The sequence below is a fragment of the Pseudomonas grandcourensis genome (assembly GCF_039909015.1).
GTDB lineage: Bacteria > Pseudomonadota > Gammaproteobacteria > Pseudomonadales > Pseudomonadaceae > Aquipseudomonas > Aquipseudomonas grandcourensis.
In genome coordinates this window covers 1,973,469-1,999,854 of the sequence record NZ_CP150919.1, presented here as the reverse complement: position 1 = coordinate 1,999,854, position 26,386 = coordinate 1,973,469, and the positions used below count along the sequence as shown (strand labels likewise).

At 58.5% G+C, this 26,386-nt stretch carries 33 protein-coding genes; 1 reads left to right on the top strand and 32 read right to left on the bottom strand.

Annotated features, from left to right (window positions below):
- Positions 1-137 precede the first annotated feature (137 nt).
- Positions 138-1,277 carry an acyltransferase gene (locus tag AABM52_RS09015; protein WP_347911397.1) on the top strand — a complete coding sequence of 380 codons (1,140 nt, stop codon included), beginning with the start codon at positions 138-140 and terminating at the stop codon, positions 1,275-1,277.
- A gap of 89 nt (positions 1,278-1,366) precedes the next feature.
- On the opposite strand, the gene AABM52_RS09010 is transcribed toward AABM52_RS09015, so the two are convergent.
- The 32 genes from AABM52_RS09010 to AABM52_RS08855 all read right to left on the bottom strand — a co-directional run bounded on the left by AABM52_RS09010 (position 1,367) and on the right by AABM52_RS08855 (position 26,383).
- Positions 1,367-1,879 (bottom strand): DUF2514 family protein, encoded by a 513-nt coding sequence (locus AABM52_RS09010; RefSeq protein WP_347911395.1) that lies wholly within the window; start codon positions 1,877-1,879, stop codon positions 1,367-1,369.
- Positions 1,880-1,881: 2 nt separating this feature from the next.
- Positions 1,882-2,208, bottom strand: coding sequence for a DUF6527 family protein (locus AABM52_RS09005; RefSeq protein ID WP_347911394.1), 327 nt, complete (start codon positions 2,206-2,208; stop codon positions 1,882-1,884).
- Complete coding sequence (locus tag AABM52_RS09000; protein ID WP_347911393.1) at positions 2,205-2,630, bottom strand: cell wall hydrolase; 426 nt, start codon at positions 2,628-2,630, stop codon at positions 2,205-2,207. Before AABM52_RS09000 ends, AABM52_RS09005 begins: the two co-directional genes overlap by 4 nt.
- Before the next feature lie 61 nt (positions 2,631-2,691).
- Complete coding sequence (locus AABM52_RS08995) at positions 2,692-3,021, bottom strand: phage tail protein (protein ID WP_347912602.1); 330 nt, start codon at positions 3,019-3,021, stop codon at positions 2,692-2,694.
- Positions 3,022-3,425: 404 nt separating this feature from the next.
- A complete protein-coding gene (locus tag AABM52_RS08990; RefSeq protein ID WP_347911391.1) occupies positions 3,426-4,613 on the bottom strand; it encodes a phage tail protein in 1,188 nt (395 codons plus the stop codon).
- 21 nt (positions 4,614-4,634) lie between these two features.
- Positions 4,635-5,318 (bottom strand): hypothetical protein, encoded by a 684-nt coding sequence (locus AABM52_RS08985; protein WP_347911390.1) that lies wholly within the window; start codon positions 5,316-5,318, stop codon positions 4,635-4,637.
- Positions 5,315-5,626, bottom strand: coding sequence for a hypothetical protein (locus tag AABM52_RS08980; protein ID WP_347912601.1), 312 nt, complete (start codon positions 5,624-5,626; stop codon positions 5,315-5,317). The genes AABM52_RS08985 and AABM52_RS08980 overlap by 4 nt, the downstream gene beginning before the upstream one ends.
- A gap of 15 nt (positions 5,627-5,641) precedes the next feature.
- Positions 5,642-9,301, bottom strand: a complete 3,660-nt coding sequence (locus AABM52_RS08975; protein WP_347911389.1) for a DUF1983 domain-containing protein — start codon at positions 9,299-9,301, stop codon at positions 5,642-5,644.
- A 39-nt stretch (positions 9,302-9,340) separates the two neighbouring features.
- Entirely contained in the window at positions 9,341-9,925 is a 585-nt protein-coding gene (locus AABM52_RS08970; RefSeq protein ID WP_347911388.1) for a tail assembly protein, read from the bottom strand.
- Complete coding sequence (locus AABM52_RS08965) at positions 9,922-10,704, bottom strand: Mov34/MPN/PAD-1 family protein (protein WP_347911387.1); 783 nt, start codon at positions 10,702-10,704, stop codon at positions 9,922-9,924. Before AABM52_RS08965 ends, AABM52_RS08970 begins: the two co-directional genes overlap by 4 nt.
- Positions 10,705-10,707: 3 nt before the next feature.
- Positions 10,708-11,409, bottom strand: a complete 702-nt coding sequence (locus AABM52_RS08960) for a phage minor tail protein L (protein WP_347911386.1) — start codon at positions 11,407-11,409, stop codon at positions 10,708-10,710.
- A gap of 54 nt (positions 11,410-11,463) precedes the next feature.
- Positions 11,464-11,808 (bottom strand): phage tail protein, encoded by a 345-nt coding sequence (locus tag AABM52_RS08955; protein WP_347911385.1) that lies wholly within the window; start codon positions 11,806-11,808, stop codon positions 11,464-11,466.
- Positions 11,808-15,203 (bottom strand): tape measure protein, encoded by a 3,396-nt coding sequence (locus AABM52_RS08950; protein WP_347911384.1) that lies wholly within the window; start codon positions 15,201-15,203, stop codon positions 11,808-11,810. The genes AABM52_RS08955 and AABM52_RS08950 overlap by 1 nt, the downstream gene beginning before the upstream one ends.
- A 54-nt stretch (positions 15,204-15,257) precedes the next feature.
- Positions 15,258-15,593: a hypothetical protein gene (locus tag AABM52_RS08945; protein WP_347911383.1), complete on the bottom strand. Its 336-nt coding sequence runs from the start codon at positions 15,591-15,593 to the stop codon at positions 15,258-15,260.
- A 42-nt stretch (positions 15,594-15,635) separates the two neighbouring features.
- Complete coding sequence (locus tag AABM52_RS08940; protein ID WP_347911382.1) at positions 15,636-15,842, bottom strand: hypothetical protein; 207 nt, start codon at positions 15,840-15,842, stop codon at positions 15,636-15,638.
- A 41-nt stretch (positions 15,843-15,883) separates the two neighbouring features.
- On the bottom strand, positions 15,884-16,213 hold the full coding sequence (locus AABM52_RS08935) for a hypothetical protein (protein ID WP_347911381.1): 330 nt from the start codon (positions 16,211-16,213) through the stop codon (positions 15,884-15,886).
- A 39-nt stretch (positions 16,214-16,252) separates the two neighbouring features.
- A complete protein-coding gene (locus AABM52_RS08930; protein ID WP_347911380.1) occupies positions 16,253-16,750 on the bottom strand; it encodes a hypothetical protein in 498 nt (165 codons plus the stop codon).
- Between the two features lie 55 nt (positions 16,751-16,805).
- Positions 16,806-17,192 carry a DUF3168 domain-containing protein gene (locus tag AABM52_RS08925; protein ID WP_347911379.1) on the bottom strand — a complete coding sequence of 129 codons (387 nt, stop codon included), beginning with the start codon at positions 17,190-17,192 and terminating at the stop codon, positions 16,806-16,808.
- On the bottom strand, positions 17,185-17,763 hold the full coding sequence (locus AABM52_RS08920; protein ID WP_347911377.1) for an HK97-gp10 family putative phage morphogenesis protein: 579 nt from the start codon (positions 17,761-17,763) through the stop codon (positions 17,185-17,187). The genes AABM52_RS08925 and AABM52_RS08920 overlap by 8 nt, the downstream gene beginning before the upstream one ends.
- Before the next feature lie 3 nt (positions 17,764-17,766).
- Positions 17,767-17,937 carry a hypothetical protein gene (locus tag AABM52_RS08915; RefSeq protein WP_347911376.1) on the bottom strand — a complete coding sequence of 57 codons (171 nt, stop codon included), beginning with the start codon at positions 17,935-17,937 and terminating at the stop codon, positions 17,767-17,769.
- A gap of 9 nt (positions 17,938-17,946) precedes the next feature.
- Positions 17,947-18,279 (bottom strand): head-tail adaptor protein, encoded by a 333-nt coding sequence (locus AABM52_RS08910; RefSeq protein ID WP_347911375.1) that lies wholly within the window; start codon positions 18,277-18,279, stop codon positions 17,947-17,949.
- On the bottom strand, positions 18,279-18,578 hold the full coding sequence (locus tag AABM52_RS08905) for a head-tail connector protein (RefSeq protein WP_347911374.1): 300 nt from the start codon (positions 18,576-18,578) through the stop codon (positions 18,279-18,281). Before AABM52_RS08905 ends, AABM52_RS08910 begins: the two co-directional genes overlap by 1 nt.
- Positions 18,579-18,797: a hypothetical protein gene (locus AABM52_RS08900; RefSeq protein ID WP_347911373.1), complete on the bottom strand. Its 219-nt coding sequence runs from the start codon at positions 18,795-18,797 to the stop codon at positions 18,579-18,581.
- 53 nt (positions 18,798-18,850) lie between these two features.
- Positions 18,851-20,053 carry a phage major capsid protein gene (locus AABM52_RS08895; RefSeq protein ID WP_347911372.1) on the bottom strand — a complete coding sequence of 401 codons (1,203 nt, stop codon included), beginning with the start codon at positions 20,051-20,053 and terminating at the stop codon, positions 18,851-18,853.
- Positions 20,050-20,691, bottom strand: a complete 642-nt coding sequence (locus tag AABM52_RS08890; RefSeq protein WP_347911371.1) for an HK97 family phage prohead protease — start codon at positions 20,689-20,691, stop codon at positions 20,050-20,052. The genes AABM52_RS08895 and AABM52_RS08890 overlap by 4 nt, the downstream gene beginning before the upstream one ends.
- Positions 20,678-21,892, bottom strand: coding sequence for a phage portal protein (locus tag AABM52_RS08885; protein ID WP_347911370.1), 1,215 nt, complete (start codon positions 21,890-21,892; stop codon positions 20,678-20,680). The genes AABM52_RS08890 and AABM52_RS08885 overlap by 14 nt, the downstream gene beginning before the upstream one ends.
- A 2-nt stretch (positions 21,893-21,894) precedes the next feature.
- Positions 21,895-23,574 (bottom strand): terminase large subunit, encoded by a 1,680-nt coding sequence (locus AABM52_RS08880; RefSeq protein ID WP_150715327.1) that lies wholly within the window; start codon positions 23,572-23,574, stop codon positions 21,895-21,897.
- A 3-nt stretch (positions 23,575-23,577) separates the two neighbouring features.
- Positions 23,578-24,054 carry a terminase small subunit gene (locus tag AABM52_RS08875; protein ID WP_347911369.1) on the bottom strand — a complete coding sequence of 159 codons (477 nt, stop codon included), beginning with the start codon at positions 24,052-24,054 and terminating at the stop codon, positions 23,578-23,580.
- A gap of 129 nt (positions 24,055-24,183) precedes the next feature.
- Positions 24,184-24,522 (bottom strand): HNH endonuclease, encoded by a 339-nt coding sequence (locus AABM52_RS08870; protein WP_347911368.1) that lies wholly within the window; start codon positions 24,520-24,522, stop codon positions 24,184-24,186.
- Positions 24,522-24,851: a phage holin, lambda family gene (locus AABM52_RS08865; RefSeq protein WP_347911367.1), complete on the bottom strand. Its 330-nt coding sequence runs from the start codon at positions 24,849-24,851 to the stop codon at positions 24,522-24,524. The genes AABM52_RS08870 and AABM52_RS08865 overlap by 1 nt, the downstream gene beginning before the upstream one ends.
- A gap of 638 nt (positions 24,852-25,489) precedes the next feature.
- Complete coding sequence (locus AABM52_RS08860) at positions 25,490-26,053, bottom strand: hypothetical protein (protein ID WP_347911366.1); 564 nt, start codon at positions 26,051-26,053, stop codon at positions 25,490-25,492.
- Positions 26,054-26,062: 9 nt separating this feature from the next.
- On the bottom strand, positions 26,063-26,383 hold the full coding sequence (locus tag AABM52_RS08855) for a hypothetical protein (protein WP_347911365.1): 321 nt from the start codon (positions 26,381-26,383) through the stop codon (positions 26,063-26,065).
- Positions 26,384-26,386 lie beyond the last annotated feature (3 nt).

Below are 26,386 nucleotides of genomic sequence, written 5' to 3'. Positions count from 1 at the left end.
AGCAAATCAATCCTGCGCGACCATCCATCGAACGCAATGAATCCAAAATTACACATTTCCGTACAATCGGATAGAATTCGCGCCATCAGTTACCGGCACACCAGGTGCAGGGAAGCTTTGCACCTCAAGGACAGATGATGAAAACATCAATCCCAGCACTCACGTCGCTGAGATTTTTCGCAGCTGCGATGATCGTGATACAGCACTCAGCCAGCTATTTCCATATCTGGGAAGATTTCACGAAGACTTTCACCCTCATCCAGGGTGTAACGTTTTTCTTCGTTTTATCTGGCTTCATCTTGACTTATGCCCACAGCAACCTTTCAGGCGTAGGGAATTCCGTTAAATTTATTTGGGCTCGGATCTCCCGCGTTTGGCCAGCTCACATTTTCACAATGGGGTTGCTGTACTACTTGTGGGCATATCCATACGCCACCGGGCTTGTTGTCACTGCTGAGCAGACCTTGCTCAGCGCCACGCTGACACAAGCGTGGAGCCAACTCCCATCTAACTTCTTCGCGTTCAACGGGGTTGCCTGGACGCTGTCAGTCGAAATGTTTTTTTACGCGATGTTCCCATTGCTGATTCTGAACTTTTCAAAGACTTGGCATATCAAGCTGGCGATATCGTTTGCATTGGCAATGGCCGCAGTCTTCATCGCAGTATCGACGAACGCCCCGGCCTACGCCTCCGGTGACGTGGTAACCACGGCCTCTTGGGTTTATATCTGGCCGCCTGCCCGACTGTTTGAATTCGTCCTCGGCATGGTCGCGGGCAAGGCATTCCTTGTATATGGGCACAAGGTAAAGGAATCAGGGTTTAAATCGGTCGGATTGGTGGCGCTGCTGGTGATTCTCGCTGGCTCCTACTATATGCCTGCAATCGGCTGGAGCCTCGAGCGACAAGGCTTGATTGGCCCGGCTTTGAGAGGGTGGATAACGGTTAGTAGTTCGTCCGTGTTCTATGCGATCGGCCTGTTCCTGCTGGCATCGAGCACCGGTACGGTTACGTACATCTTGAGCTGGCGACCGCTCGTTCTGCTGGGAGAAATCAGCTTTTCCATTTACCTGATTCACCAGATGATTATTCGTTCGCTGATGATCAACCCCACATGGACAGCGGGCATTGACCCTGTTGTGGTCATGATCGGCTACTGGACAGTCACCATTGCCGCGTCTTATTTGCTGTGGGTTCTGATCGAGAAACCCTGCCAACGCATGATGCTGAAGCTGATAAAGCGCAGGCCGGCGAACATAACAGAGCTACAAAAAGCGTAATTAAAAGGCCGCAGCAACCGCTGCGGCCTTTTCGTTTCATCCAACGAAATACTTCGTGCCTGGGCCGACCTGATCACGCCGCGACAAATCTATTTACCAAGGCCGTCGTACACCTGCTCACAGATCAATCCCCGGACTCGCGCTTGATCAGCAATTGCAGCCAGGTCGCCCGCTCGCTGGTCAGCGCTCTTGAACACGTCGGCAAGCACTGCGGCGGCACGGGCAGCTGCCTTGCTTGCGGCGGCAGCGCAGGAATTGCCGCTGGCTTCACTGGCTGCGAGTCGACGGGCAAGGTTGGCTGCGGCGAGCTGCACGCCGCCAGCAGAAGCGCGAGCGGCAGCAGCATCAGCCATTGCTTGATCGATGTTTCGTTGCCCATCTTGAACCGCCTTGTTGATTGACTGTTGGTAGGCATGCTCTTTGGTGCGCTCGGCAGCCTCATTGAGCGCCCTCGCCTCGGCGTCCCGGGTGTCACGAGCATTCCACTCCGACTGCCACTTTCCAGCCGTGACCGTCACGCCGTGGTGATAGGCGCCGAACAGCGCACCCAGCACCAGGGTGGTTAGCAGCAGAACAGCACCTGCTTTCAGATAGTGCGTCATGCTCAGTCCTCCCAGTCCGGCAGAACGACCGTTTGTCCGGCTAGCGCGTGGGTGCAATCGTCCAGGAACTGGATGCGGCCATCGGTCACGAACGAATGACATACACGCTCCGTACGCCACTCTTTGAACTCTTCAATGGCATCAGGGTTAGCCGGATACCTGACTAGGATCGAAGGCGAGAACGTCGGACCTTCCGCGCTGCCATTCCAGCCCCAGCGTGGACCGGCCCCGGTGCCATGCTGAATGGCGTGTGCGCCATCGCAGCCAGGACACCAGAACGTCAGACCATTGTCATTGCTGTGTCTCAGAACTTTCGATTGGCGACTCATGGCACATCCTTAAAGAACACGTGGTGACCGAGCCTCAACGTCTCCTTGGCGCCTTTCACCCATGCCGGTGGCTTCGGCATGGTGGTCGCGTAGTAATGGGTGGCACCGCCGGTGGGATCCGGCATCTTTCCATCGATTACCTGGTCTGCAGCAATGCGCGCCTGCGCGAGCTCACGGAAAGGAATCTGCCTTGCGCCGCTCAGGTAGGCGAAGTTTGGGTCGCTCCTGTTCCAGCAGCTGAACTGGTACGGCTTCTGGCACACACCGGCATAGCCCTCCCCCCACCACGACTTGTCCTTGCCGTCGTTCACGCGGTTGCGGATGGTACAGGCCACGGCAATCTGGCCGACCAGGGATTCGCCGCGGGCCTCGCCCCACAGCGTACGGGCGAGGATGTCGCGGTCTTTCTCGGATACGGTCATCACTTTTCTCCAGACAAAAAAATCCCGCGCGATGGCGGGTGCTTTGTGCGGTGGCTGCGTGTTACATCACGTCGGCAGCTATAGCTTCGGGATCAGCGACTATGTCCGGCACAGCTGGCTCTACTGGCCATACAGGAGTGGCTGGCCATGTTGGCTGTTTCGTGACCTTACCCAACGCAAACTTGTAGGCCTTCCACACGGCAAGGCTGACGACCAGCGCCGTTTGTTCGGCTTCGTCCTCGACTGTGGCGTCGCCGCTGTCGATGCCGTAGCCCAACGTGTTGACGCGGTCCTGAATACGAGTGATCTGCGCGGCGGCTTTGGCGTTCCTCACGGCCAGTTCGGTTTTCACCTCAAGCAGGTGCGCAGCAGCGACGGTTGACGCCTTCATCGCGGCAGTGACCAGCAGCGACCAGTCGATGACACCAGCGGTGGATTGTCCCTGAGGCAGAATCTCTGACGCTGGACTTTCCAAAGGGTCATAGCTCGGCAGTGGTTGCGGGAACATCACCTCGCCATCCAGCACGTTTTGCAGCGGTACTGGGAAGGCCTGCTCCTGGCTGTAGTTGTCCGGCAACGGCAGCGTCAGGGTCAGCACCAGCCCCCCATCCTGCATTGAAACATCGTCGGTCGGCCTGCCGAACCAGTCGGATTGAATAGCGTTACGTGGCAACGTGTCTCCGACTCCCATTCGTGAGAAGTCAAAACGCTCACCATTGACGGTGAGTACGCTGCCGCTTTTGATGACTTTCAAGTTATCACTTCGAATCTGTGGTGAAAGTTCGATTCGCATAATTAGTACCACCGCCCTATGGCACAGAAGTTAAAGTAATAAGTTTGCACACCTGCATCCCCGGATACATCGATAGCAAAAGCGCTATGGCTCGAGACTGTAGGGTTACCAAATACTGAACCCGTTAGAATCAGTCGACCTGCCGTTTGGGCACTACAGAAAACCTGAGGGATTGCCGCGAACTGAATAGGAAAGGACCATCCGAATACCGAATATTTAGCGCCACTTGACCCATACGCAGTGGCCAAGTTGAAAGATTGTGAAGTTGCGGCACTGGCAATCATCGTGCCATCTGCAAACTTTACGTACGATCCATTTGCATTTGATCCACGCTCGATGATAGCCCCTGTCGGCACTCCACCTGATTGTGAAACCGTGCCGATAATGGCGGCCGCAGCGAGCCTTGTGGCCATACCGATGGTGTTGCCTGTCCCGCCCTGAGCAGTACTCAGCGCCGTAGTCAGGCCCGTAAGGCTGGTGATATCGGTATTGGCACCATTCATTGCAACGCCACGCCAGTTGCCCCAAGTTGTGGCTCCAAGGCGTTTGCGAACAAAAACAACTGGAACGGCTGTGCCTTCTTGGAAGGCCAACTGAGTAACCTCTTGATTGTAACGAGTCACGAGCATCGAGAAAGGCACCCCCGCGATTGGCGCGTTAGTGCAAGGCGTGTTGAGACGTACAAAACCCGGAATTATTGCCAGGTTGGCGTCGGTAACACCCATCCCTCCTGAGGTACCGCCGATACCAAAGTCGCCAACCCTGAGCAGTCGCCCCGCCGTCGTATCTACGTCACTGGTCATGACGTCTGATGAAATGGCGGTCCCAACGGCAGTTAGCCCGGTACCACCTTTACTTACCGGCAGAACATCGTAGTTACCGGTCGTACCCAGCGCTGCGAGCTTTGCCCCGTAGGTATTGACCAAGGCCCGCAGCGCATCCGCCGAGTCCTTGACGTAACCTTGCATCGGCGCGAGGGCGTAACTGCCGGCGGCATTGGTCGCGCCCTTGTAGTTAGGCGAAATCGACATCGCCGTGTCGCTGGCAATGTTGGTCACCTCGTACCAGGCGCCATCGGGGCCGCGAAAGGCATCGCCCACACGCGCGTTCGCAATGAAGGCGGTGCCCGCACCAATCACGGCGCTCGAATTGAGGGTGACAGAGACCGTTCCTGATTTGTACCAGGGCATGGCTACTTCCTATTTGATTGGTTAAACCGCGAGCTTTGCGAAAACAGCAGGCATAAAGAAGGCGAACGGATTGCTGAATCCGTCCGTAATGGCGTACAGCACTCCGGAATTGAAATCCCAAAGGGTTTTAACGAGACGACCGGAAGCTGACCCCGTCAGCATGTTCATGCCGAACGTATTGATCAGCAGGTATTCGTTTTCGGGAAAGTTGAATGGCACCGTGTAATAGTTCCGCGAGGAACCTGTTTGACTGGTGTCGGACCGCTGATAAGTCCAATTCTGAAACGCCCTCGTGAACAGCGCCGTCGGCGTACCGGAGTCAAACAGCAACTTTGAAGACCCGTCCCAGAGCCGCATCCCATAAGTGGCAACGGGTTGTGCACCGAATGTCGCCGCGAAATACCGTCCGTTCGGCTGGTTGGTGTTCACGTCGTAGGCCCTAACGTAAAAGCCTGTCCAATTACCGGCCGACCCGATCACCTGCATGGCGGTGAGCCCTGCGATCCCTCCAGTATCTGGACGGCAAAACACCAGCGGCGGCTCCTGACTGGTGATGACACGAGGAAAGGCAGTGGACGATCCAAGCCCTGACTCCTGCGTCGGCGCATAACGCCCGCTGCAGATCACGTTGAGCCGAGCAAACTCCGAGTCGATGACCACCTGGTTACTGTTGTTGACGAAAGTGAGTCCGTACGAGGCCATCAAGCAAACCTTATAACCATCAATCGCATGGTTCCGCTGGTGGAAAGGCTGGCCTCGAAGGTGCACGTGTAGTTGTAAACACGCGCAACCCCCGAGAGCATTTCGGTTTCGAACTGGAAAGATCTATCCGCGTCGTAAGGGCCTACCGGAATAACGATCGCCACCGAGTTGGAAGCATCGCAACCCGGCACCGAGAAGTCCTGACTCGTTTTCACGCTGGTTGCAAAGCTGACCTGTGTCGACAGCACAACCCGCATGGTGAAAGAGTTCTCATCGAGCTGCAGCCCGCCATCAGGCCCCCAAACCCGCATTCCATAAGCCATTTTTCACCCCAGATAGCCGAGTCGGACACGCAACACGTTGTTGGCGTCGTAGACCGAGACGTTCAGCGAGTTGATCACCAGTCGCCCCTGACCAGGGACAATGCCATTGATCTCCAGCGTTCCGTCTTTATTGAGGATCCAGCCTTGCTGGCCGGCGATGTAGTTGGTCGAGCTGATATAGCTGCCGATCTTGGCGTTGGTGATGGTGCCGTCAGCGATGAACGTCGAGTTCATAAACACTTGGCCGCCCTGCACCGCAAACGGAACAGACACAGCGCCGCCGGCCATGGTGTTGACGATGGCGAAGCGATCCGCGCTGACCAGAAACTGGCTTTGCAATCCGGCTGCGGTGTTCTCAATGCCCAGGCCAATCCCGGCGGCGATGTACTGCCCGGTGGAGGTGCTGTATTGCATCTTCACCGACCAGGTCGCAGCCAGCTTGCCGTTCACGTCGTTGATGATCGAGGCGTTGGTCTCGATCATCGTCTTCTGTTTGCCGATCTCCACGCCCTGACCGTCGAGCTGCGAACCCTGCCCATCGACCGTCGTACTCAGTTGGGTGATCTGCTGAGCAGTGGCTTGCTGGTTGTTAACCACCACCTGTTCAAGGGTGGTGATGCTGGCCACGTTGTCGCCGATCTTGGCTTCTAGCGTTGTCTGCCTTCTCGCCGAAGCCTCAGTTTCTGACGCGCGAACTTTCTCCTCCGTGGCAATTGCGGCGGTGCTGGTCCAGCTCTTGAGTGCGTCCGCCAGTTCCCCTTCGCCGTTGTCGTCCCGATACGACGCCCGTAGCGCATCGAACGCCGTAGCTTGCGCAGTGATCTCACCATGAAGGTCGATTATGTCGGCAGTGTTTGTCGAAACCTGCTGGGCCAGTCCATTGGCCGTTTCCACCGACTGCCCCACATCCAACCAATAGGTCCCGTTCGGTGGTGGCGTGTTGATCGGCACCGGCACCTTGGCCTGATACAGCAACTGGCCGGAACGCACGATCGCATTCTTGATGTAGGTTTTGGTCGGGTCGTAGGTTTCGTCGAGCGCATTGATCTGCGTTTGAAGCCCGGGGATTTTATCGATCTCGCTTAGCAGGTCTTGGCCGAGTTCTGTCTCGGTGATCTGCCCCTTGATCATCTCCAGGATCGGAGCAGCGTTCGAGCTCGACTGGCCCAACACCCCGTTCACCACCGGATAGAAAGGACCGAGGTTGCCGATCCGGTCTACCAGGCGTGCCCAGAAAAAGAACGAGGTGCCCGCCAGCAGGCTCTGCATGGCGTAGTCGCTTTGCGGGTAGGCCAGATCTGCGAGCTTGGTAGCTGCGGCCAGGTTGTTGGCCGGGCCATACCAGATCTCCGTACGCTGGGTGTCAGCGGCTCCCGCAGGGAAACCCCACTTGAGGCGAATACCGAACAACAGCGAGGTGGCCGTCAGGAATGACACCGCCGGCGGCAAACCGGTTTTCCCCTTCAAGTCGGTGAGTACAGAATTGGTCGGAATAGACGACACATTCAACGCACTGACAGCACGAACCCTGGCCAGATACTGGCCGGAGTAGATACCCCGCACATCCACCGCTAATTCACCGGTGCGAGGAACCTTGACCCACTCCCGGGCTCCCCAGCGCCATTCGACGTCATACGCGACAGCATCTGGCGCAGAATCCCAAGCAATGGTCATGTTCGTGACGGCAATACCCTGCTCGACGACGACATGCTGGCTGAGCAGCACGCGAGCCGGTGCGGCCTGCGTTCCAACCGGGATGCCCGTAATTGGCCTCGTATCAACGACCGCGCCGAAATCGATCGCGTTGAACTTACTCGGCTCATGCTGAATCATCTCGAACTGAAACTGATGCCACTCAGGACGCGTCACGTTGCGGACATAGAACTGCATCAGCTTCAGGTCATCGTAATCGACCGCCCACCCACATTCGGCTTGAGGTACCTCGCTGTAATCCGCCATGACGGTCAGCGCCCGCCCCACTGCCGACTTCACCACGCGGGCTTCTGACTTGCCGCTGGGCAAGTTGACGAAGAGTCGCGCACCGGCGGGCACCGGAGTATCGCGATCCAAGGTTATGACTCGGCCGGCAACCGCTGAAATACGCCCGCCATTCGCACGACCAGCCAGGGCGGGGTCGGCGATGGCAATCACTTGGCCCGGCTTGGGGATTTGCCCATCAAGCCCCACGCGCATGGTGGCGCCACGAGTTTGCAGCTGTTCAGTCAACAGCGCCCATTGTCCGGCACGCTGCCCTTGGCCCAGTGACGTGCAGCCGATGGCGTCGACGGCGAGCTCGCGCACCATGCCCAGCTCAGCCATCGCGTCGTCATCGAACACTGGCTCCTTGTCAGTCTCAAAACCTTGATTCGGATTATCCCAGGCAACCATCGCCAGCGTATGCCGATCGCGCGCCCGGGTTCCCTCATACTTGATCTCACCGTTATTGAGGATCTGCGACGGGCTGTAGGTGTAGACCGGGTCGCCGGGCATATCGGCGTTGACGACAATTTGGCTGCCGTCCCAGTAGGCCATGCCGTGGAAAATCGAAGCCAGGTCCTGTAACACTGCATAGGCTTCGGCTTGCTTCTGAAAATACAGGTTGCAGGTGAAGCGCGGTTCTTGACCGCCCTTGCCGTTCGGCACCATCTGGTCGCAGTACTGACCGATGCGGTATAGCGACCACCGATCAACCATGGTTGCGTCGATGCGCTCACCGAGGCCGTAGTACGGATGCAACACCAGGTCGTAAAACACCCAGGCCGGGTTGTTGGTGTAGGCCTCCCGAAAGGTCCCGTCCCAAACACCTCCGCTTGTACCAGCACCACTGGTGCGGTAAGTCCTAGTCGCGGTGTCGTAGTTGGCAGGCACCCGCACGATGCGCCCGCGCATCAGTGCTGCGACCTTGGCAATGTCACCACCGAACTGCTGGGCGTCGTACTCAAGGCAGCCTACAGCGGTCAACGGGTACTCCTGATCGCTGTTGACCACCTCGGCGATAGCCTCAACCAGCATCCCGTCTTGAATCAGCGAGCTGTTCGCCTCAGGTGTCAGGCGCCGAACGCGGATTGTCCAACGACTGCCGGCGGGGAGTTCGATCCGGTGAGAGCGTTCGTACTTCGTGACGTTCTTGCGGTCGACGAAAGAACTGAGGACTTGCACGTACGGTCCGGAGTCGGTCGAGATCTCAACGGAATACTCGATCCGGACGCCGTTGATGTTGCCGCTGGCATCCTGGCTTTGCAGTTGCGGCCACGCGAGGCGAATGCGGACGGCGTCGATCAGCGAGTTGTTGATGGTGTGCAGCCACGGCGTGGTGCTGACCAACGCCTGATTCACGGAGATTTCATTGCTCGCTTCCGATATCCCTTCGAGGCGTGACTGGTTCAGCTCTCCGGAACGGAACTGCCACTTCACGCCCGGGAAGTTGAGCGTTCCGTCCTCAGCCTGCACCGGCGTACCGTCAAGCTTGAGCGAACGAAGACCATTCACCAGACCAACGATCGGCCCCCAACTCCACAGGTAAACAATCCGTGCCGTTGCAATAGACGGAACGCTGTTGGATGCAATGCTCGGCTGCTTCTGCTTGGCCTGGCCGCCCTTGCTACCGGCGACGGCGCGGGGTGTTCTCGGTGCAGTTCGCTTCGCCTTCGTTGCTGCGCTCATTCGCCTCTCCAGAATGCAAAAACCCGCCGAAGCGGGTCGTTAGATGTTGTCTTGGGTGTAGATTCCGCCGGACTCAATCGCCCCGCCGATCTCCCGTTCGCCATAAAGCAGCGGGTAGGGGTTGCCCTGAGCAATGGTCGTAACTGCTCCGCCGAAGCCGTAGCTGGGGTTGTTGCCGTCCTCGTTCTTGTCGCCGGTGTTGGACTTCGTGGTGGGCGACAGCATTTGCACTACGCCCCCCAGCCCCACAGCGGCACCACCGGCGAGCAAGGCCATGCCCAACGTTGAGGTCGTGCCACCGGTGAACATCCCCCCCACGATCAGCGCCACACCGAGCAGGGTTTGAAACATGCCCGCCTGTTTGCTGCCCTGAATGATCGGCATGATGCGGATATCGCCGCCGCTGGAATCCTTCAGGTCGAGCTCAGCTTCAGCGATGTTTCGATCATCGACGAACACAGCGAAGACAAGGCCCCGCTCCTCAGCTTGGCGAAGAAACTGCTCGAAGCCTGGCTTCATGTTGCACAGCGCGCTCATCGCATCGCGCACGCCGTGGATATCCAGCACGTACTGGCGGCCGAAGCGCTTCCCCAGCACGCCACCCAATTTTATGGTGCGTTTCACGGGCGGTAGTCCTTATGCCGAAGAATCAACTTCACCCGATTGGCCTGCGACCAGCCGTAGACTTCACGACTGGCGAGACGCCCGGGCATGTGGTGGTAAATGAATGGGCCGACGCCGCCCAGGGTAGCCGCAGGCTCACTGACCAAAGCGGGCTCATCACCCAAGTAGATCGCCGCATGGTTGGGATGAAAGCAGTTTCGGCCCGGGGTCGGGATCTGCAACACCAGCATGTCGCCGCGCCGCGCCGTTTCCACCTGGTAGAAACCGGCGGCTTTGAAGTTGTCTTCGTACAGGCTCGGCCCTGCCTCGTCCTCCCACCACAGGTCATGTCGCTCAAAGTTCGGCAATTGCAGCCCGGCTTCCCGGGCATACCAGTCGCGGCAAGCGGCCCAGCAATCCAGCAAACCATGCGAGAAGTCCCGACCCAACAACGGTGCCTGGAAACCCGATGGGTTGAACCATTCGAACTCGCCACCCGGCCACCCGACAATGCCCCACGGCAGTTCATGCAGTTCGCAACTGACTCGATCGGCCATGCTTGGTGTCGGTGCCTTGTCCGGGTGGCTGTGAATAATCGCCAGTACTTCGCCGCGATCTTCTGCGGCGGCCTGGTCCCGCTCGCAAATCTGGAAGTTTTCCCGGTCAGTTTTCGCCAAGTTGGCACACGGCACATATTCACGGCCGCCGGCGGATTTGATCAGCAGCCCACAGGCTTCGGCCGGATACGAGCGTTCCGCGTGAGCGCGAATCGCGTCCTGCAATTGTTTGTTGATGCGCATGGATTACCTCGAGCTTGCGATCAGGCTCGCGCCCATTGACCCGCCGAACCGGCGAGTGTTGCCGCGCAGCTTGCAGCTGCTCCACCAGCCGCCGCAGCGATCGAGCGCAGGGTTGTCGGTGGGCTGATTTTTTTTGTCGAACATGGCGGTGCCGGTGTACGCACAGGCCTCTCCTCGGTACCCGCCGCGACAAGCCCATCGGCAGAGCTTGGTGATCTGTTGCGACGGCAGTTGCTGGCCTTCCATGTCCGTGGGACTCGACAGCGAAAACACCACAGCGGCGCGACTTTCTTCGGTCTTCTGCTCGATGTACCAGAGGTTGATCTTGCTCTGATCACTGGCCGTAGGGTTTCCCCCAGGGAAGTTCGCCGCGTCCAGAAAGTGCCGAAACGTTTCGATGACCCGCACCTTGGCACCGGCCAAATCACGGAACTGCAAGCACAGCGCGGTGATAGCGCCGGGAACACCACCCAACTCGTTGGCCACCTGCAACGTCGGCGACGCCGGACGGCCATCACCCCGAATATCGAAACCTTTTGCCGTGATTTGGAGCGGTGAATAAACCTGCCCCTGCCAGATGATGTCGCCCTCCTGGGCATGTCCATGAAAGCGCCAGAGGTTTGCCCCCAGGCGAGTGGCATCGAGCTCGAAAAGCCGAATCTGGTTGCCCGGCTCGAGCTTCTGGATATCAGTGCTGTAGTTCATGAGCCTCCAGAAATAGAAAGCCCCGCACTTGGCGGGGCTCGATTGAGTGATGGATCAGGGGGTGTAGACCTGCCTGAAGACGAAGGTCAGCGTATAAATCGTGCTGCCTTGTGGACGCGACTTGTACCCAGTACAGCGGTACCGGCCTTGCACGCCACCCGGTGGTGTCCAGAGGAAGGATTTGTAACCCTCGTGACGATCAAGGAACGCCAGCACCAACGGCAACTCATCGCCCACCTCCAAAGATCCGGTGTGCGTGAGGTTCCAGACCTGGCGTTTCGTGTTGATGCCAATCCCTCCAGCCTGGACGTAGCCATCACCGAATTCGTTCTCCCAGGTTGATTGCGACACATCGCCATCAGCTCCCAGCTGAACGTCGTAAATGAATACTTCGGCCATCAGTTACGCCTCCAGAGTCTTCCACCTTGGCGCATTTCCCGATCGAGAAACTGACCGAACCGCGATTCAAGGCCGGCACTGATTGACTCGCCCTGCATTTGCGCCTGTTGCTCACTCATACCTGGCTGTGCCTGCACGGTCACCGGAGCGTTGAAAACGATGGGAGCCGGCCCGCTGGATGAAGAATCACCACCGCCGCTGCCAGACGGCCTGATCATCGCAGCCTTGCCGTTGGCCATTGCCTCCAGGGTTCCAACGCCAATCCGCGCCGTAGCCTCCGAGTTGAACACGTACTCGCCACGGTGGACCGGACCGGCAACTTCGTCACGTCGCCCATTACCGGTGTAGCCACCCTCCATAAAGCCAACACCAGACATGGCCGTCATGCCAACCGCCGAAGCAAGTGGACCCGTGACGCTCAACGCCGTAGCCATTGCAGCAGGCGCGGCCGCCGGGCCAATGATCGGAATCGCCGCAGTGGAGGCGTAGGCGTTCAGCCCAGCCTGCAAAGACATCGCCGCCGCATTGGCTCCGAGCGTCCCTGCCGCTGTTGCCTGAGTGGTCTTCCCGACCAGCATCTGCACGCCCTGGTAGATAAGCCACTGCGCGGCCATGTCGCCCAGCGCCTTCAGCATCGACTTGGCAAAGTTGCCGACCATGTCGCCTAAAGCATCACCGGCATCTTCTGCGCCGCGGGCCACATCAGAAAAAAACGTACCCATCTCACCGGTGGCGGTGTCCAAGGCCCCGGACGTGAAGTCGGCGGCCTGGGCCGAGTAGTTCTGCGCGTAGTCGGCATAGTTGGCCCACGCCTCATTGACGCCATTCATCCAGTTGGTTTGCTGCTCATCCGTTGCAGCATAGAAGTCCTGCTGCGCCCGCAGTCGCTTCGCCAGTTCATCCTGAAGAACCATGGTTTCGTTGGCATACAGCTCCGGCGAAATCTGCCCGGTGTTGCGTTGCTCATTTAAACTGGCCAGGTCAGCGACATACTTCTGCCGAAGAGCCAGGTCAGCACGCATGCGATCCCTGGCCTTATCACCCATGCCAATACCGGCCAGCTCCTGATCGAAGCCATCCCGTGTGGTTTGCGTGCCAATAGCCTGGGCGGCCTTGAAGGCGGTCAGCTTCAGATCGTCTTCATTGGCTTTCTTCAGCTTGTTCAGCGCGTCCAGCTCGGCGGCCATGCCCATGAGCTTTTTCTTTTGCGCTTCGCTCAGTTTCCCGAGCTTTCCTTCCTGCAGTTCGAAGGAAAGCTTCATTACCTCAGTGGCGTCTTTTTGCTTGTCGCCGCTGGTGTTGATCAGATCGATCTGGCGCTTGTAGCCTTCCTCGGCTGTGCCGAAGGACTTGAGCTGCTGCTTGGCAGCCGACTCTGATTCGCTGGCACTCTTTTTTGACGCCTTGGCAGCTGCATCATCGGCGGCCTTCTGTGCATCTTTGGCGGCTGCCGCCGAGCGGATGGCAACGATCATGCCCTCCGTAAGGTCGGTGTTCTCGGCAATGAACCTGTTTGCTGCTTCGAGGGCTGTTTTGTCCTGGGCGGCACCCAGCTGCTTTTGTAGTTGCTCGATGTATTTCTGACCGACCTGATCCGCAGCAGCAATTGCGGCGTTGTTCTTTCCACGAGCCGCGGTATTGGCGTCTGTCTCGCCAGTCAGTTCTGCCAGCGTCTGCCGCTGCTTATCGAGGGTTACTGTGAGATCGGAAACCTTGATTTGCCCGGTCTCAATCGACTGGGCCATTTCCTCTGTGACACCAGGAATCAGTCTGACCTGATCCGCCACGACCTTCCAATCTACTGCCTGCCCCTTTGCTGAGTCGGCAACGGCGTTGTTGACGAGGTCCATCGCCGATTGAAACTCGGCTGGTAGCGGAGCTATACCGCCCATAAAACCAGAAGCACCGGCAAGACCGGCGTTGGTCAAGCTTGCCTGAAACTCGAAAGCGATCGAGCCGGCGGCTGTGGCGAGGTCCTTTTCTGTATCCGCGATTGACGTGCGCAACTCGCGCAAGGTGACGGACTGTGTGGCCCTGTTGAGCTTGTTAAACTTCTCCGCAAGCTTGTCCAGTGGGTCGCTGAGATCGCCTAGCTTCTCCTCAAGGACGCTGGTGTTATTGCGAAGAGTGAGGAATGCGGTGGCTGCACCGATTGCCAGCGCCGCTACACCTACCGGCCCCCCAAGCATTCCTACCAGACCTACACCGGCGCGACTCACACCAACCTGTGCAGCCTCTACAGCTTTGGTAGCACGCGTCTCTGCCAGCCGAGCCTCAGCAAGCTGCAGCGACATCTGTGTCTGGACAGCAGTGCCGCGCGCTGCAATGGCTTCCTTCTCCGCAAGGAAGACCGATGTTTGGGCCTTTTGCTGCTCAGCCTGCGCCACCAACAAAACCGCCGTTGCCTGAGCCTTCCTGGCCGCAACATCCTTGTAAGCAGAGTAAGTTGCGGTCGCTGCTGATGTCGCCGCAAGTGCGCCATATCGTGAAAGAGCTGCCACGGCAGCCATGATCGCGACGTCGGCCAGGGTTTCGAAGTTGTCCCCAACAAGGCTGATGGCTTTTCCGAGAACACCGGTGAAGTCTGTGGTTTCGTTCAGGCGCCCCACATAAACGCCGAATGCGTTGGATAGGTTCTGCACAGCATCGCGGACCGCAATACTCATGCCGTCGGCTAACTCACCATTTGCTTTCGCAGACTTCTGCAGACCCTCCGTAAGTAAGTCCAGGCTGAGCTTGCCCTGGGCACCAAGGCTGCGAATCTCCTCGGCTGTCCTGCCAGTAGACTTCGTGATCGTGTCGACCACTGTCGGCATTGCCGCGAGGATCGATTGCCAGCCATCGGCCTCAACCTTTCCGGTCTGCAACGCTTTCGAATACGCATCGATGGCGACACTGGCTTTATCGGCTGAGGCCGAGTTGGTCACCAGCAGAAAGCTGAAGCTGTCCATCACGTCCAGCGCCTGGCCTGTGTCGTATCCCATCGACTTCAAGCTGTCAGCTGTCCGGATGTAAAGCTCCTGCGCCTCACTCAATGGGCGGTAGGTACGCTTGGCGGTATCCAGCAACCGCTGCTGCACCAGGTCGTATTCGCCAACGCTCACAGTGGCCATACCGATGCGGTCAGACATCTGGCCGTAGGAGTCGGCCGCCTCAATGATCGTCCCAATCCCTGCTACGCCAATAGCGGTAGCTAGGGCATTCTTGATCAGCCCTGAGGCATGTTGTGCGCGTTCACCAGCACGGTCGAAGGCGGTGTCGACCCGCCCCAGGCTCTTGTCAATCTTACCGGACGTTTGGGCAACGCTGGAGTCTGCACGCGCCATCTCCTGACGCAGCTGGGCAGTGGTCGCCTCGATGCGGACGAGCATCCCCTGTACGTCGGTATCGGCCATGCTTTTCTCCAGGCATAAAAAAACCCGCCGAAGCGGGTGGTAATGTTAAAAAAACTAACTGCAAAGCTTAGACCATGCTTGCTCAAATTCGCTTGAGCTCATACGTCCATCTTTCTCAAAAACGACCATCTCTTTGGTTGCAGCAATAAACCTCTTGAAACCGACATACCCGCCAAATGAGTTCTTCGAATTCACCTCACCACAAAACCCGCGCTGATTACGAAACTCGGCACTGCCCGGATCTTTCAAAACTCCTGATACAAACTCCCTAGCCACACGCTGATATCGTATCTCAGTCATTTCGGCCTTCTGCCTTGCCTTGTCCGCATCTGACTGTCCACACGCCGCCAACAACAAAAAAACCGGAAGCATCACTATCAGCTTTTGCATTCGTCAATCCCTCGCCATTAATTGGTGAAGACTATCAAAATGCTATGCCGCCTGCCTGCCCGTCAGCGCGTGGCGCAGCTTGTCCGCTACGGTTGACGGTGATGGTTTGCCTGCTTTGGGTGCCTTCTTTCCGCCGAAGGGATTGGTCATCTGCGCCCACTCAACCCGAGCATCCATGGCTAGGAACAGCTCAGGAAGCGGAGTAGTCCAGGCCAAATCCGGCGGCCATCCGAGCCAGCCGGTGGCCATCGCGTAAAGCCGATCGACATAGCTGCCGTTCTCTACGACGCTTACCCCACCGCTGGCTGATTCTTTCCCGCGTCGGGCCCCTTTGGGTTGTACAGCACCACCAGGTAGGCATTGAGCTTAACGGACACTTCCAGGACGCCTTCCTGCCAAACCTGCTCAGGGATGGCCTCGGCGGCTTTCCCGGTCAGGCCTGCACCGCTGGCGATGATCACAGCGCAACCATCAACGCTCAGGGCATTGATTGCCTGAGACGCGCCGCGCAAACCACCAAAGTGGGCCTCAATCGCTCGCACCGCGCCAAGAGTGGGCTTCAGGGTGTAAGTCTCGCCATCGAGCGTAATGTCGACGGTACCGAGCAGGGTCTTGCTCATGTGGCGAATCCTTGTAAGTCGGGGCCGAGGCCCCGCAGGTTAGGCGGCGGCAGCCGGGAGGATTTCCAGGATGTCGGAGTTGATGCCGATCGTGACGTTGCGGCGAACCACGTTGTCAGCGGCGCCAGCGGCGACGGTGTTGTTCATCACCTTGCCGCGCAGATAGAACGTGGTTGGCAACAGCGCCGGGGTGGCATCAGGATCGCCGTCATTCAGCGTGATCTTGATGTTGTAGTCGCCCTTGCTGCGGTCCTTGTGAGCGACTTTCAGTTTGGCTTGGCCCAGGTCGCCGTTGTCGAGGCCGACGGCCAAGGTCAGGTCGCCAGCATCGGCAGTGCCCTTGTACTTGCGCACCCGGCCATCGCGCAGCGAGGTGAAGGTCACGGAACTGAAGGTGTCGCCAAACTCGCCAAGGTCTTCGACCTCGCCAATTTCGACGTAGGTGTCGGCCTTGTAGAGCGCTTCGGTGTCGGCGCCGTTCTTGCTGCCGATAGAGATTCGGCAGCCGGCGGCTGTATTGAGGTTGTCTTCGGCCATGGGGGTTCCTCCAAAGGCACATTGGATAAAGCCGCGGGGCGGCCGGGGTTTGGGTTCAGTGGGTGGTGATAACGCGGACCGTGATCGATCCCTGGTACGTGACGCCGTCAGCATCGCGCTGGGCGTCGGTCTGCTCGACCCTGACCGAAACAGCGCGGCCAACCGTCAAAGGCAGTTTGCGCTCGTCCAGGGCGGCAACAATCTCGCCAATGATGCGCTTCGCTTCGGCTTGACCATGAGCATCGGACCAGACAGACAAGTAGATCAGGCGCTGCTCGCGCTTCCTGCCAGCGATTGGCGAGCTGTTGGTGGATATCTCCCGATCAAACGAGACATACGGCATCGGCGAATCCATTGGCGCACCGTCGTAGACCGGACACGAAATCTCGGCCTCCAGCCGCGCGAACAGCGCTTCCTGCAGTGCAACAGATGGATCAGCCATTGCTCGCCCCTTCACTTGCCTTGCGCAGTGCATCAGCAACAGCCGCGCGGATGTTCGCCAGCACAAAGTCCCGATTCACGTCTTTTGATGGACGCAGCCAAGGGTGAGCCGGTCGGGCCGGGATGTCCGGGTACTTGCCATAGAAGGTGGATCCGTCCGACTTGTTCTTGGTGTCCCTAGCGCGCAACGCGTTGCGGCGCCCGGACAGCTTCGATTTGTCGCGGTTGTTGGTGTGCTCACCACCTACCGCGTTTCGATCAGCCCGCCGGTAGAGGGTGCCGCTGTACCCTTTCGTTCCGTACTCAAGGAAGCGCAGGTAGAAAAAACGCTGGGTGTCGCGCTTTCCCCGGATGCCGATCTCGGCATTCAGACCGCTCTTGGAAACAAACACCTTCAGGGCCGCAGACGCAGCGCCGGTATCCTTGGGGATGAGTTGCCTCATCGTGGCCAGGATACGGTCAGCGCTCTCCTTCATCACCCCCACCAGCTCGTTGTCCATCGTGGCGTGGATGTTGCGCAGGGTCCGACGTAACTTGAAGTCACCAGACATCCGCGAACGACGGGCGGCCATGGGTTACTCCTTGACCTTGCCAGGCTTGTCGGAAGCAGGTGCAACCTCAGCGACGGGCTCCACCAGCCCCCGCTGGACCAGGTCGGCGCCGAGCTTGTCGTCTACCGTGAATTCCTCACCCCTTTCCCGGTCACCAGTGGCGCCGGACAGGCTGCCCAAAGCTATGACTTTCATGATTCACCTCTATGGATTGGGTACGTTTGAACACAGAAGCCGAAGCATTGTTCGGTCGTTATCGAGCAATGCCGCTTCGATCAGGTAAGTGGTGGTAATACCGCCAACTACTTCCACCAGGCGGCAACCGGCGACCACATCTCGCCGCGGACGGACACGGACCTCAGCAGTGACTATGGCCGTCACCTGTTCCGCTACCGGCGCAATACGCCCAGTGGGCAGTGTGATTTCTGCCCACAGCTTCCCGATCTCTGCCCAGGTCACATTGGAACCGCCGGATCCATTCGGGACGCGCTCCTGCTTCTGAAGCGCGCAGCGGTGTTTCATCGGGCCGGCTCTCATCAGAATCGCTTCCTGTACCAGAGCAGCCGTTCGACTGCGAGCGGAACAGCCGAGGAAATCGTCCCGATGACCACAGCTTCACGGTTGGCGTACCAGTGACCGACGAGCAAGAGAATGGCCTGCTCAACGTCCGGAGTCAGGCCCATCTCTTCGGGTTCAACCGGGGTGGCCTCGACCAACACCCGGTCGCAGTGCATCGCGACATGCGCCTTGGCCGCATCGAGGTAACCGGTGATGATCGAATCCTCTTCATCGCCGTCCACCCGTAGGTGGAGCTTTACGCGGGCAAGGTCGAGCATTTACTTGGCCTCTTTCGGCGTCGTCGGTTTGGATTCCTTGGGCTTCGTGCTTTTTGGTTTGCCATTGGCATCGAGTTCGACAGCCAGTCCCTTGCCCAGCAAAACGTGGGCGTACTCGCCGTCGGCGTTCTCGAACTCCTGGCCACGCTTGACCTTGGGCGAGTCCGATCCGAGCAGTTCGGCATTACCCACGAAGCCCCACAGTGCTTTAATTTTCATGCTGTCTCCAGAAAAGAAAGGCCGGCGATATGCCGGCCATGAGCAGGGGTGAATTAGGCCGCGGTTGGGAAGTTGCCCTTGACCAGAGCCTCTTTGCGGCGAACGCCCAGGCCCAAACGCTCTTCGACCAGCAGGGCAATTTCGTTGCGGATGAACTGATCGTTGATCAAGCCCATCTTGAACTGGAACGACATGCGGTCGAACAACGTGGTGGATCGTGCGAAGTTCGCGACCAGGAATTCGCCACCGGCATCCACGTCACCTTCGTCCATGCTGTCAGAGGTGATGACTGGGCGGCCCCACAGGATTGGCGTGACCAGGCCCTGCAGGTTGGCAAACAGGTAACGGTTCTCGCCGTCTTTTTGCAGCTCGATATTCATCCAGTCGAGCTCCGTCATGACGACGCCGTCAGCGGACATTTTCGATTGTTTGCGGACCTGGTAAATGGCGCGTCGAACCAGGTCGATTGCAGTGTCGCCGGCTTTGCTCAGGCCAGTGTCGTAGCTGGTGGCCTGGGTCATCAAGCCGTTCAGGTTCTCGCCGGTGCCATCGCCCTTGAGGATCTGCCCTTCCTCCTCAAGTTTGAGGTCGTAGCGCAGCAGCTGCTGCAAGTAGGCGAACATCTGAGGCACGTCCGACAGTACTTCGTCGGTGGCCGGCATCCAGACAGCGATCTTTTTGACCCGATCGGTTTCGGTGGTGAAGGTCACGTTGCTCGTGGGCTTCAAGCCGCCCTCCGCCACCGGCGCGGCGCCACGGGTGTGCAAGTTCTCGCGGAAGTAGGTGTAGTTCTGACCGGTCACCGGAATGGTCGTCAACAGATCGCGGATGCGCAGCTCCTGGCGAATGCCTGGCTGGATCACTGGATCGTAGTTTGGCGCCACGACGCCGGCGCTGGTGACCTTCATTTCCTTCATGCTGGCCATGTCGGACTTGGTGACTTCTATCTCGGCGGTGCTGACGCTTTTTTGTTGCAGTCCCTTGTAATTTTCGTGACCACCGACCAGATCGATGAAGCTCTTGCCCTCGCCGGGCAGGCCGCGCAGCTTGACGCCTTTCTGTTCCAGGTCCTGCACCTGGTCGATGACTTTCTGCAGCTCGCCTTTCTGGTTTTCGATCTGCTTTTTCAGATCTCCCGCGACTTCGTTGCCCTTCTGCACCTCGGCAATGGCCGAGTCATATTTCTCTTGCAACCCCTTGAAGCCGGTTTTCAGCTGCAGCTCCAGGGAGTCCTTCAGTTCTTTCACTTCGCTCATGGCTTTGCTCCGAATGTAGTAGCGAATAAGGTGGAAATTTCTTTCAGCTCTTCCACGATCGCCGTGGCCTCGCTGCCGCCGTCACGGCGTAGCGCGGGATAGCCGAGCGAAGCGACTGCCGCCGCTTCCTTCTGCGAGAGCCCGATGCGTTCACGCAGGGCGCTCTCGAAAAGTCGAATGTCGGATTTAACGGTGAGAATTTGCGCCTCGGGGTTCATGCCGAATGGCACAAAGGAGGCTTCCCACAATTCGGCCTCCTTGATGATCCGGACGCGACGCCCGGCGCGATCCTCAAAATCTGCCTTGATGGTGTTGAAGCCAATCGACATGCTGTCGAGGATTTCTGCCTTCATCAGCTCGTAGGCATCGCGGGCATAGCTGACTGCCAGATTTACGCGCCCTTTGAGGAGCAGGCCATGATCGTCCTGGGTGTAGTCAGCAGCCCCGACCAGCCGAGTCAGGTCGTGGTAAAGGGCAAGCTTCAACTTGCCGCTGCGGGTGGCCTTCACCCGGGTAAAAGCACCTGGCAGGATGACGTCATCGCCGAGGTCGACGTTGTTGAACACCGCGGCATAGCCTTCAAAATTGCCAGCGTCATCCACCGCCTTGAGTTCAAACGGGACTTCAAGCTTTGACATTGGTCTGCATCTCCCATCGGGTGACCCGGTCGTACTCCGCTCCGGACAGGGGCGGCAGATTCTCTTTTTTTCGAACATCGTTGACCGACATCCAGCCAGATCCGCCGGAACCACCGAGGGCCGCCTGGAAGTAAGTGGCGCGGCCAGCGCTGTCGGCGCGCAGCAATCCCTCGACCACGAACTCGACGAATCGCGAGGAGGAACGAAACATTTTGTCGTTGAACTCGTCCTCGACCGCGTCGATGTAGGGCTTGAGGCCGAAGGTGATGAACCCAGTGAGCTGCTGCTCAAGGTTCGAACCCATGATCGAGGTCTTATTGGCACGGTTGGCCAGCCACAGCGGAACGCCATAGATGCCGGCCATTGCCTCTTCTTGGAATTGTTGCGACTCGATGAACTGCGCGTCTTTCTGACTGAGACCCGCCGGCACGATCTTAGGGTTGCCCTGAAGAATGGCCATCTTGCCGATGTCCGCCGAGTCGCCCTGGCGGACATCCGGGAACTTCTCCATGACCTGCGCCTGTTGCTGCTTGGTCAGGAACTGCTCGTAGATCACATAGCCGCCGGTGAAACCACCCTTGCGCATGAAACGGGAAGACCAATCCTGGCCCGCCTTGGCAAGACCCATGGTCTCGGCCTGGTACTCGATGGGCGACAACCCGGTGACGCCATCCAGACTGAACAGTTTGAAGTGCAGCATGTTTTCGGGTGATACCGGGAACGGGGCCCCACCCTTTGGCGCCACCCAATAAATCAGCTCACCGTCGGTGTCGATTGACACCGTGTCCGTGGAGACGGGCACTAAACCGATCGGTGTGCCGTGGACATTGCGCTCGATCAGCGCAAACGCATTGCCCTTCATCGCCATGTTCACAACGATGAACTTCAGAAAGTTCAGCATCGTCATGTAGGGATTGGGTTTTCGCAGAAGCTTTAATGCACGGTCGGTCTCCGGTACCTGTTCCCGGCCTGTTGCTTTGTCGTCGTACAGTTTCAGCGGTAAGCCGCTGAGCGACTCCGACAGGATCTTCACGCAGGACCAGACCATGCTGATCGACAGCGCGGTCCTGGTTGTTATGGTGACGCCGGCCTTGGTTCGCTTGCCGCCGACCTCCATGTCCACTTCGACATAGTCGCCCGTGGTCGGATCGGTGTAGCCGAAGAACCGCCAGGTGCTGGGGTTGTACCAACGAAATGCCATGGTCAGCCTACTAGTCCGAAGAATCCGTTATTGAGGTAATCGTCCAGGCCACCGCGCGCCTCGGGATTGAGGGACAACAGCGAGACAGCGTTGAACGTGGCCATGAGCGGGTCGATCTTTGCCGTACCCGAAGCCTGCTTGGTGATCAGAAAGGCGTTGGCCGATGGCACGCCCTTGGCATTGCCGCAGCTCCAGGCCATGAGCGGCTGACCGCAATGCAGCAGTGCGCCCTCGGCGAGTTTGCGTTCGGTGGTCTTGATCGCGCCGGTGAGTTTCCAACCCTGGGAGACACCGACGACCTGGTCCTCTTCGATGCCGGCGTCTGCCAAGGCATCAAGCACGGCACCAATTCCAGCGGGGTCGAGACCAACCTTGTCGAGCAAACCGGCCTCATTGATCCGCGCCACGATTGCTGCGAGCTGTTCAACGTCATCACCGATCTTTTGAACCAAGGTCAGATCGCCGACGGCCGCCAGATCCAGCAACCGCGGCGCCTCGGACTTGCGCCGTTCCAACACCGATGGGTGCGCCCAGGCATGCGCCCAGTGCAACCACTGACGGGTTTCGCGTACGCGCCCCATCACGGCCAAGCCCAGCAAGTCGTCGAGACCGCCACCATCGACACCGACTTCAACGACCTCGCACTGCTCGAGCAATGAATCGAAGCTGAGGCCCGACAGCGCTTGCGGCTCCCAGAAGGCTGCTCCGACCCAGCTGTCGGACATCAGCGCCAGGCCGATCTCGATGTTCAGGTGTTTGGCCAGGAAGCCGCGCACCTCTGCTTCGCCGTCGATCTCCGCCTGCATGAACAAGCGTTCCAGCGTTGGCCGGTCGACCGAGTAGTTGATGTTCGGGTTTACCAGGTGGAAGTTTTCAGGCTTCCGCGCGTCGCCGCTTTTGATCATCTCCTGCGAGAATTCGTAGATGATCGGCAGGAAGCGGTTGTCATCGATCCGGCCATCCCGCACGCCGCGGGCATAGTTCAGCTTTGATCTGAAGACGCCGGCCGGTGGTTCGTTCGATTGTGTGGTCAGCCAGATGATGAAACCTTCGGGCCTGGACAGCAGACCGCCCGTAGCTTCGCGGATCATGTCCGCCGCTTTCGGGTTCTTGCCGAACAGCCAGGCTTCATCGATCAGAACGCCGACGGCTTTTTTACCACCAACCACATCGCTATCCGCAGCCACTACCTTCAGCGTGGCTCCCGTCTCGCGGTGAGTAATGAGCCGCAGGTGCGGCTGGACGTGCAGCAGTGTTTTCAGTTCATCGTCGTTGTTGACCATGTCCTTGGCTGGGACGAAGGCGTTATCTGCGATCTCCTTGGTGGGGGCCAGGATGATGAACTCAGCCGATAGCCGCCAGTTGCGCACCAGAGCTGTCAGCATGATCGCCGCAGCGATCGTCGATTTGCTGTTTTTCTTCGGGATGCAAAGCATGACCTCCCGAATCAGCCGCTCGCCGGTCTCGCTGTTGTAGCTACCGAACACAGCGCCGGCGAACGCCAGAACCCAAGGTGCGCAAGCTGACTCAATCGTCGGGCTTCCAGGCGCATCAACTATCTTCAGGCCCTTGAAGACCTCAAGACTTTCTTCCGCTTCGGCTGGAAACAACGGCGGCGGAATGATGGACTCACCCGCAGAAAGCCGCCGCCACCAGTCCGGGCAGGCGGTTGTCCACTGCATAAGTCACCCCTTGACGATTGTGAGGGGCGGCTTGCCCCGTGCGTACCTGCCCTTCCCCGCCTGCTTCGCAGCATCGGCAACGGCATCTTTCTTCCCTTGATCGGCAACCTTGCCGTGGATGTACGGCATCAGCGCCTTGGCGGCGTCGACCCGAAGCCTTGGCTCGGCGGCCTGCTCGTTCATGACCGCCACCAGGAAGTCGCGGGGGTCATCGAACTCGGCGAAGACCAGGCCATCTTCGGGTGCCCCAGCTACCGCTGACGAGTTAACTTTCCCCGCAGCTTTAACTTCTGCCGGAGTGGCGTTCTTCACTCGAGTCTTGCGAGCAATCGCGGCAATAACATCGGGGTCCTTCGCCAGCTTGGAACCCGCTTGCGACGCGGTTTTCTCGGAGTATCCGGCGGCAATTGCCGCGTCTCTTTTTGAGGCTCCCGACTGCAAAGCGTCAGCAAACCGTCGCTTTTTGTCGGTTAAAGCCATGGTTAACTTTTCCGTAAATTGGGAAAAAATGTGTGCGTGGGGTCGAGGGCGGTCTAGTCCCCGGTCGGGGCCAGATTTTTACCCCCCCCGGGTCAGAGGCCTGAAACCGCACCAAGACGGGGCAGAAAGTCAATCCGCGAGCCCGGCGGCTTCCTCGGCCTGCTTGACCGAGTCATGGCAAGGCTTGCAGAGCGGCTGCCAGTTGGCTTCACTCCAGAACAGTTCCTGATCACCACGATGCGGGACCTTGTGGTCGACCACGCTGGCCGCAGCCGTCAGGCCTTGGCGCGCACAGTACAAACAGAGCGGATGATCAAGCAGATAGCGCTCTCGCGCCTTCTGCCACTTGTAGCCGTACCCGCGCTGGCTGCTGGTCTTGTCACTCCTCCAACTGCCTGGGGTGATGACCTTGAGCCGAGAGCCTGCACCTTCCTTCACCCTTGAGCCCAACGTCTTCAGCCTGACCATCACTCAGCCCGCCGAGGCAGCTTGAAGTCAGCGAACCGATCAGCTAGGTCAGCGATCTTCTTCACCCCGAGGAAGCCGATGAACACACCGGCGGCAGTGGCGAAGTTCTGCGGCAGGCCGAAGTACTCCAGCAATGGGATCAGGCCAATGGTGATCAACGTGCAGAGCGACGCCTCAAGCAAAGCCTGACGCCGCGTGCCGCCGCCGTAGATAATCCGCAACGCACCGACGATGGCCGATAACGCACCGGCATAGATCGTTGGGGAATGCTGACTCAGCCAGGCGAGCACAAGCAGCCAGGTATCTGGTTTGTCGGGCATGTTCGGCATCTCGGATTCCTCCCTCGCGGGGAGCGGTATAGGTCCGGCCCCAGCAGCACACCCAGCTCGGAGCGATGGGTGTGGTGGGGCCGGAAACGAAAAAGCCCCGGCAAATGCCGAGGCTCAAATAGATTCGATGTCTTGCTATAAGGCCGGCAAAATCCAAGCCTTACTGGAGTGAAAACCCCGATTTATTCGGGGTAGTCAAAGCGGAATCAACGATTTAGCTCTGACCTGAGTTCGTCAATCAAATCGTGCCCCTTCCATGTCAACTGGACCGAAGCAGCGAGCAATTCAGAGGCAACTTTCTTCAACAGGTATCCATCAGCGACCAAGAGATCCAAATGGTAGATTTCTTCGTTTCCGAATGAACCATTACTCTCCAAATAAACCTCTCTGAGCTGTGGAAGCCCGAACCCTCCTATGTCAGATCGGCCTTCTACAATCAGCAAAAGGGATAAAGCCAAGTCTTTATTTCGTAGCATGTTGCCCTCGATTTGAAATAGTTGGATGTAACCGGACTATCGCCACATCCACAAATCTTGGCAACAAAAAAGCCCGACGCAATGGCCGGGCTTTATAAGTCGTCTCTCATAACGCGCAAGATCGACATGATGCGGGTAAATTACGATCATTCCGCCACTACGTCAAGCGGCATCAATGAAGATTTCTTCTCGGTCGAATATCTCGGTTGCATGGATCACAGCGGCATCTTCCAGCGACTCCAGACGCTTTGCGATACCGGTCTTCCAACGCCGGCGCGTCGACTCTGGCTTTCCTTCTACGTCCCAGGTGTTCATGTCGTAGAACTCGGCCGGCAGCACGATCATGTCGGTGGAGCGCTTGCCGGTCTGGACACCCTTCAGCTTGGGGATGGCCCATGCAGTGAGCGCCTTGTAGATGAACAGTTGTGGCGCAGGGGAAACCATGCGGGCCACCAGGCGGCCGATGGCAGCAACCTTATTGGCTTTGTGTGTCGAGTACTTGGCGACCAGCACATCCCACTGGGCCGGTTCAAGCTGACGGTGCAGCAGCGCATAGAGGCAGCAGTCATAGTCGAACTTGTCGCGCACCGACAGTGAACTGCCGGTACCGCCTTGGCGAAGGTCAGCGTCGATCAGCTTCTGCCAAGACTGCTTGGTGCTGTTGTCGATGTTGTCGGCGGCCAGTACCCGGACCAGTGTGCCCATTACGTCTTTGTAGATGCCCATGGCGTTCCCTCAATCCCCGGTGAAGTTGGTGCCGCCGGCGCCGCGGCGGTTGTTCTGTTCATATGCAGCCTCAGGCCCAGATGCAGGCTTGAAGCAGTGAATCTTGGCGATCTGCTCTTCGGCAGCTTGAAGTCGAATGCTCAACTGCGTGACCAGCACTTCCAGCGGCAGCGCCTCGCCAGTGTCAGCCGACACCCAGCCGGAGGCGTTGCACTGGACGCAGGCCAATTCGTGAAAGACGCCCTTCACAACCGCCTTGCCCCGACAAATTGAGCACTGAGCCAGGTCGAGCTGATCAGCTTTGAAGACGGGGCCATGCTGCTTTTTCATCGC

Bases quoted from the DNA above. Each gene is read 5' to 3' on its own strand.
- AABM52_RS09015 (WP_347911397.1), top strand. From the start codon at position 138: ATGAAAACATCAATCCCAGCACTCACGTCGCTGAGATTTTTCGCAGCT.
- AABM52_RS09010 (WP_347911395.1), bottom strand. From the start codon at position 1,879: ATGACGCACTATCTGAAAGCAGGTGCTGTTCTGCTGCTAACCACCCTG.
- AABM52_RS09005 (WP_347911394.1), bottom strand. From the start codon at position 2,208: ATGAGTCGCCAATCGAAAGTTCTGAGACACAGCAATGACAATGGTCTG.
- AABM52_RS09000 (WP_347911393.1), bottom strand. From the start codon at position 2,630: ATGACCGTATCCGAGAAAGACCGCGACATCCTCGCCCGTACGCTGTGG.
- AABM52_RS08995 (WP_347912602.1), bottom strand. From the start codon at position 3,021: ATGAAGGCGTCAACCGTCGCTGCTGCGCACCTGCTTGAGGTGAAAACC.
- AABM52_RS08990 (WP_347911391.1), bottom strand. From the start codon at position 4,613: ATGCCCTGGTACAAATCAGGAACGGTCTCTGTCACCCTCAATTCGAGC.
- AABM52_RS08980 (WP_347912601.1), bottom strand. From the start codon at position 5,626: ATGCGGGTTTGGGGGCCTGATGGCGGGCTGCAGCTCGATGAGAACTCT.
- AABM52_RS08975 (WP_347911389.1), bottom strand. From the start codon at position 9,301: ATGAGCGCAGCAACGAAGGCGAAGCGAACTGCACCGAGAACACCCCGC.
- AABM52_RS08965 (WP_347911387.1), bottom strand. From the start codon at position 10,704: ATGCGCATCAACAAACAATTGCAGGACGCGATTCGCGCTCACGCGGAA.
- AABM52_RS08960 (WP_347911386.1), bottom strand. From the start codon at position 11,409: ATGAACTACAGCACTGATATCCAGAAGCTCGAGCCGGGCAACCAGATT.
- AABM52_RS08955 (WP_347911385.1), bottom strand. From the start codon at position 11,808: ATGGCCGAAGTATTCATTTACGACGTTCAGCTGGGAGCTGATGGCGAT.
- AABM52_RS08950 (WP_347911384.1), bottom strand. From the start codon at position 15,203: ATGGCCGATACCGACGTACAGGGGATGCTCGTCCGCATCGAGGCGACC.
- AABM52_RS08945 (WP_347911383.1), bottom strand. From the start codon at position 15,593: ATGCAAAAGCTGATAGTGATGCTTCCGGTTTTTTTGTTGTTGGCGGCG.
- AABM52_RS08940 (WP_347911382.1), bottom strand. From the start codon at position 15,842: ATGGCCACCGGCTGGCTCGGATGGCCGCCGGATTTGGCCTGGACTACT.
- AABM52_RS08935 (WP_347911381.1), bottom strand. From the start codon at position 16,213: ATGAGCAAGACCCTGCTCGGTACCGTCGACATTACGCTCGATGGCGAG.
- AABM52_RS08930 (WP_347911380.1), bottom strand. From the start codon at position 16,750: ATGGCCGAAGACAACCTCAATACAGCCGCCGGCTGCCGAATCTCTATC.
- AABM52_RS08925 (WP_347911379.1), bottom strand. From the start codon at position 17,192: ATGGCTGATCCATCTGTTGCACTGCAGGAAGCGCTGTTCGCGCGGCTG.
- AABM52_RS08920 (WP_347911377.1), bottom strand. From the start codon at position 17,763: ATGGCCGCCCGTCGTTCGCGGATGTCTGGTGACTTCAAGTTACGTCGG.
- AABM52_RS08915 (WP_347911376.1), bottom strand. From the start codon at position 17,937: ATGAAAGTCATAGCTTTGGGCAGCCTGTCCGGCGCCACTGGTGACCGG.
- AABM52_RS08910 (WP_347911375.1), bottom strand. From the start codon at position 18,279: ATGAGAGCCGGCCCGATGAAACACCGCTGCGCGCTTCAGAAGCAGGAG.
- AABM52_RS08905 (WP_347911374.1), bottom strand. From the start codon at position 18,578: ATGCTCGACCTTGCCCGCGTAAAGCTCCACCTACGGGTGGACGGCGAT.
- AABM52_RS08900 (WP_347911373.1), bottom strand. From the start codon at position 18,797: ATGAAAATTAAAGCACTGTGGGGCTTCGTGGGTAATGCCGAACTGCTC.
- AABM52_RS08895 (WP_347911372.1), bottom strand. From the start codon at position 20,053: ATGAGCGAAGTGAAAGAACTGAAGGACTCCCTGGAGCTGCAGCTGAAA.
- AABM52_RS08890 (WP_347911371.1), bottom strand. From the start codon at position 20,691: ATGTCAAAGCTTGAAGTCCCGTTTGAACTCAAGGCGGTGGATGACGCT.
- AABM52_RS08885 (WP_347911370.1), bottom strand. From the start codon at position 21,892: ATGGCATTTCGTTGGTACAACCCCAGCACCTGGCGGTTCTTCGGCTAC.
- AABM52_RS08880 (WP_150715327.1), bottom strand. From the start codon at position 23,574: ATGCAGTGGACAACCGCCTGCCCGGACTGGTGGCGGCGGCTTTCTGCG.
- AABM52_RS08875 (WP_347911369.1), bottom strand. From the start codon at position 24,054: ATGGCTTTAACCGACAAAAAGCGACGGTTTGCTGACGCTTTGCAGTCG.
- AABM52_RS08870 (WP_347911368.1), bottom strand. From the start codon at position 24,522: ATGGTCAGGCTGAAGACGTTGGGCTCAAGGGTGAAGGAAGGTGCAGGC.
- AABM52_RS08865 (WP_347911367.1), bottom strand. From the start codon at position 24,851: ATGCCGAACATGCCCGACAAACCAGATACCTGGCTGCTTGTGCTCGCC.
- AABM52_RS08860 (WP_347911366.1), bottom strand. From the start codon at position 26,053: ATGGGCATCTACAAAGACGTAATGGGCACACTGGTCCGGGTACTGGCC.
- AABM52_RS08855 (WP_347911365.1), bottom strand. From the start codon at position 26,383: ATGAAAAAGCAGCATGGCCCCGTCTTCAAAGCTGATCAGCTCGACCTG.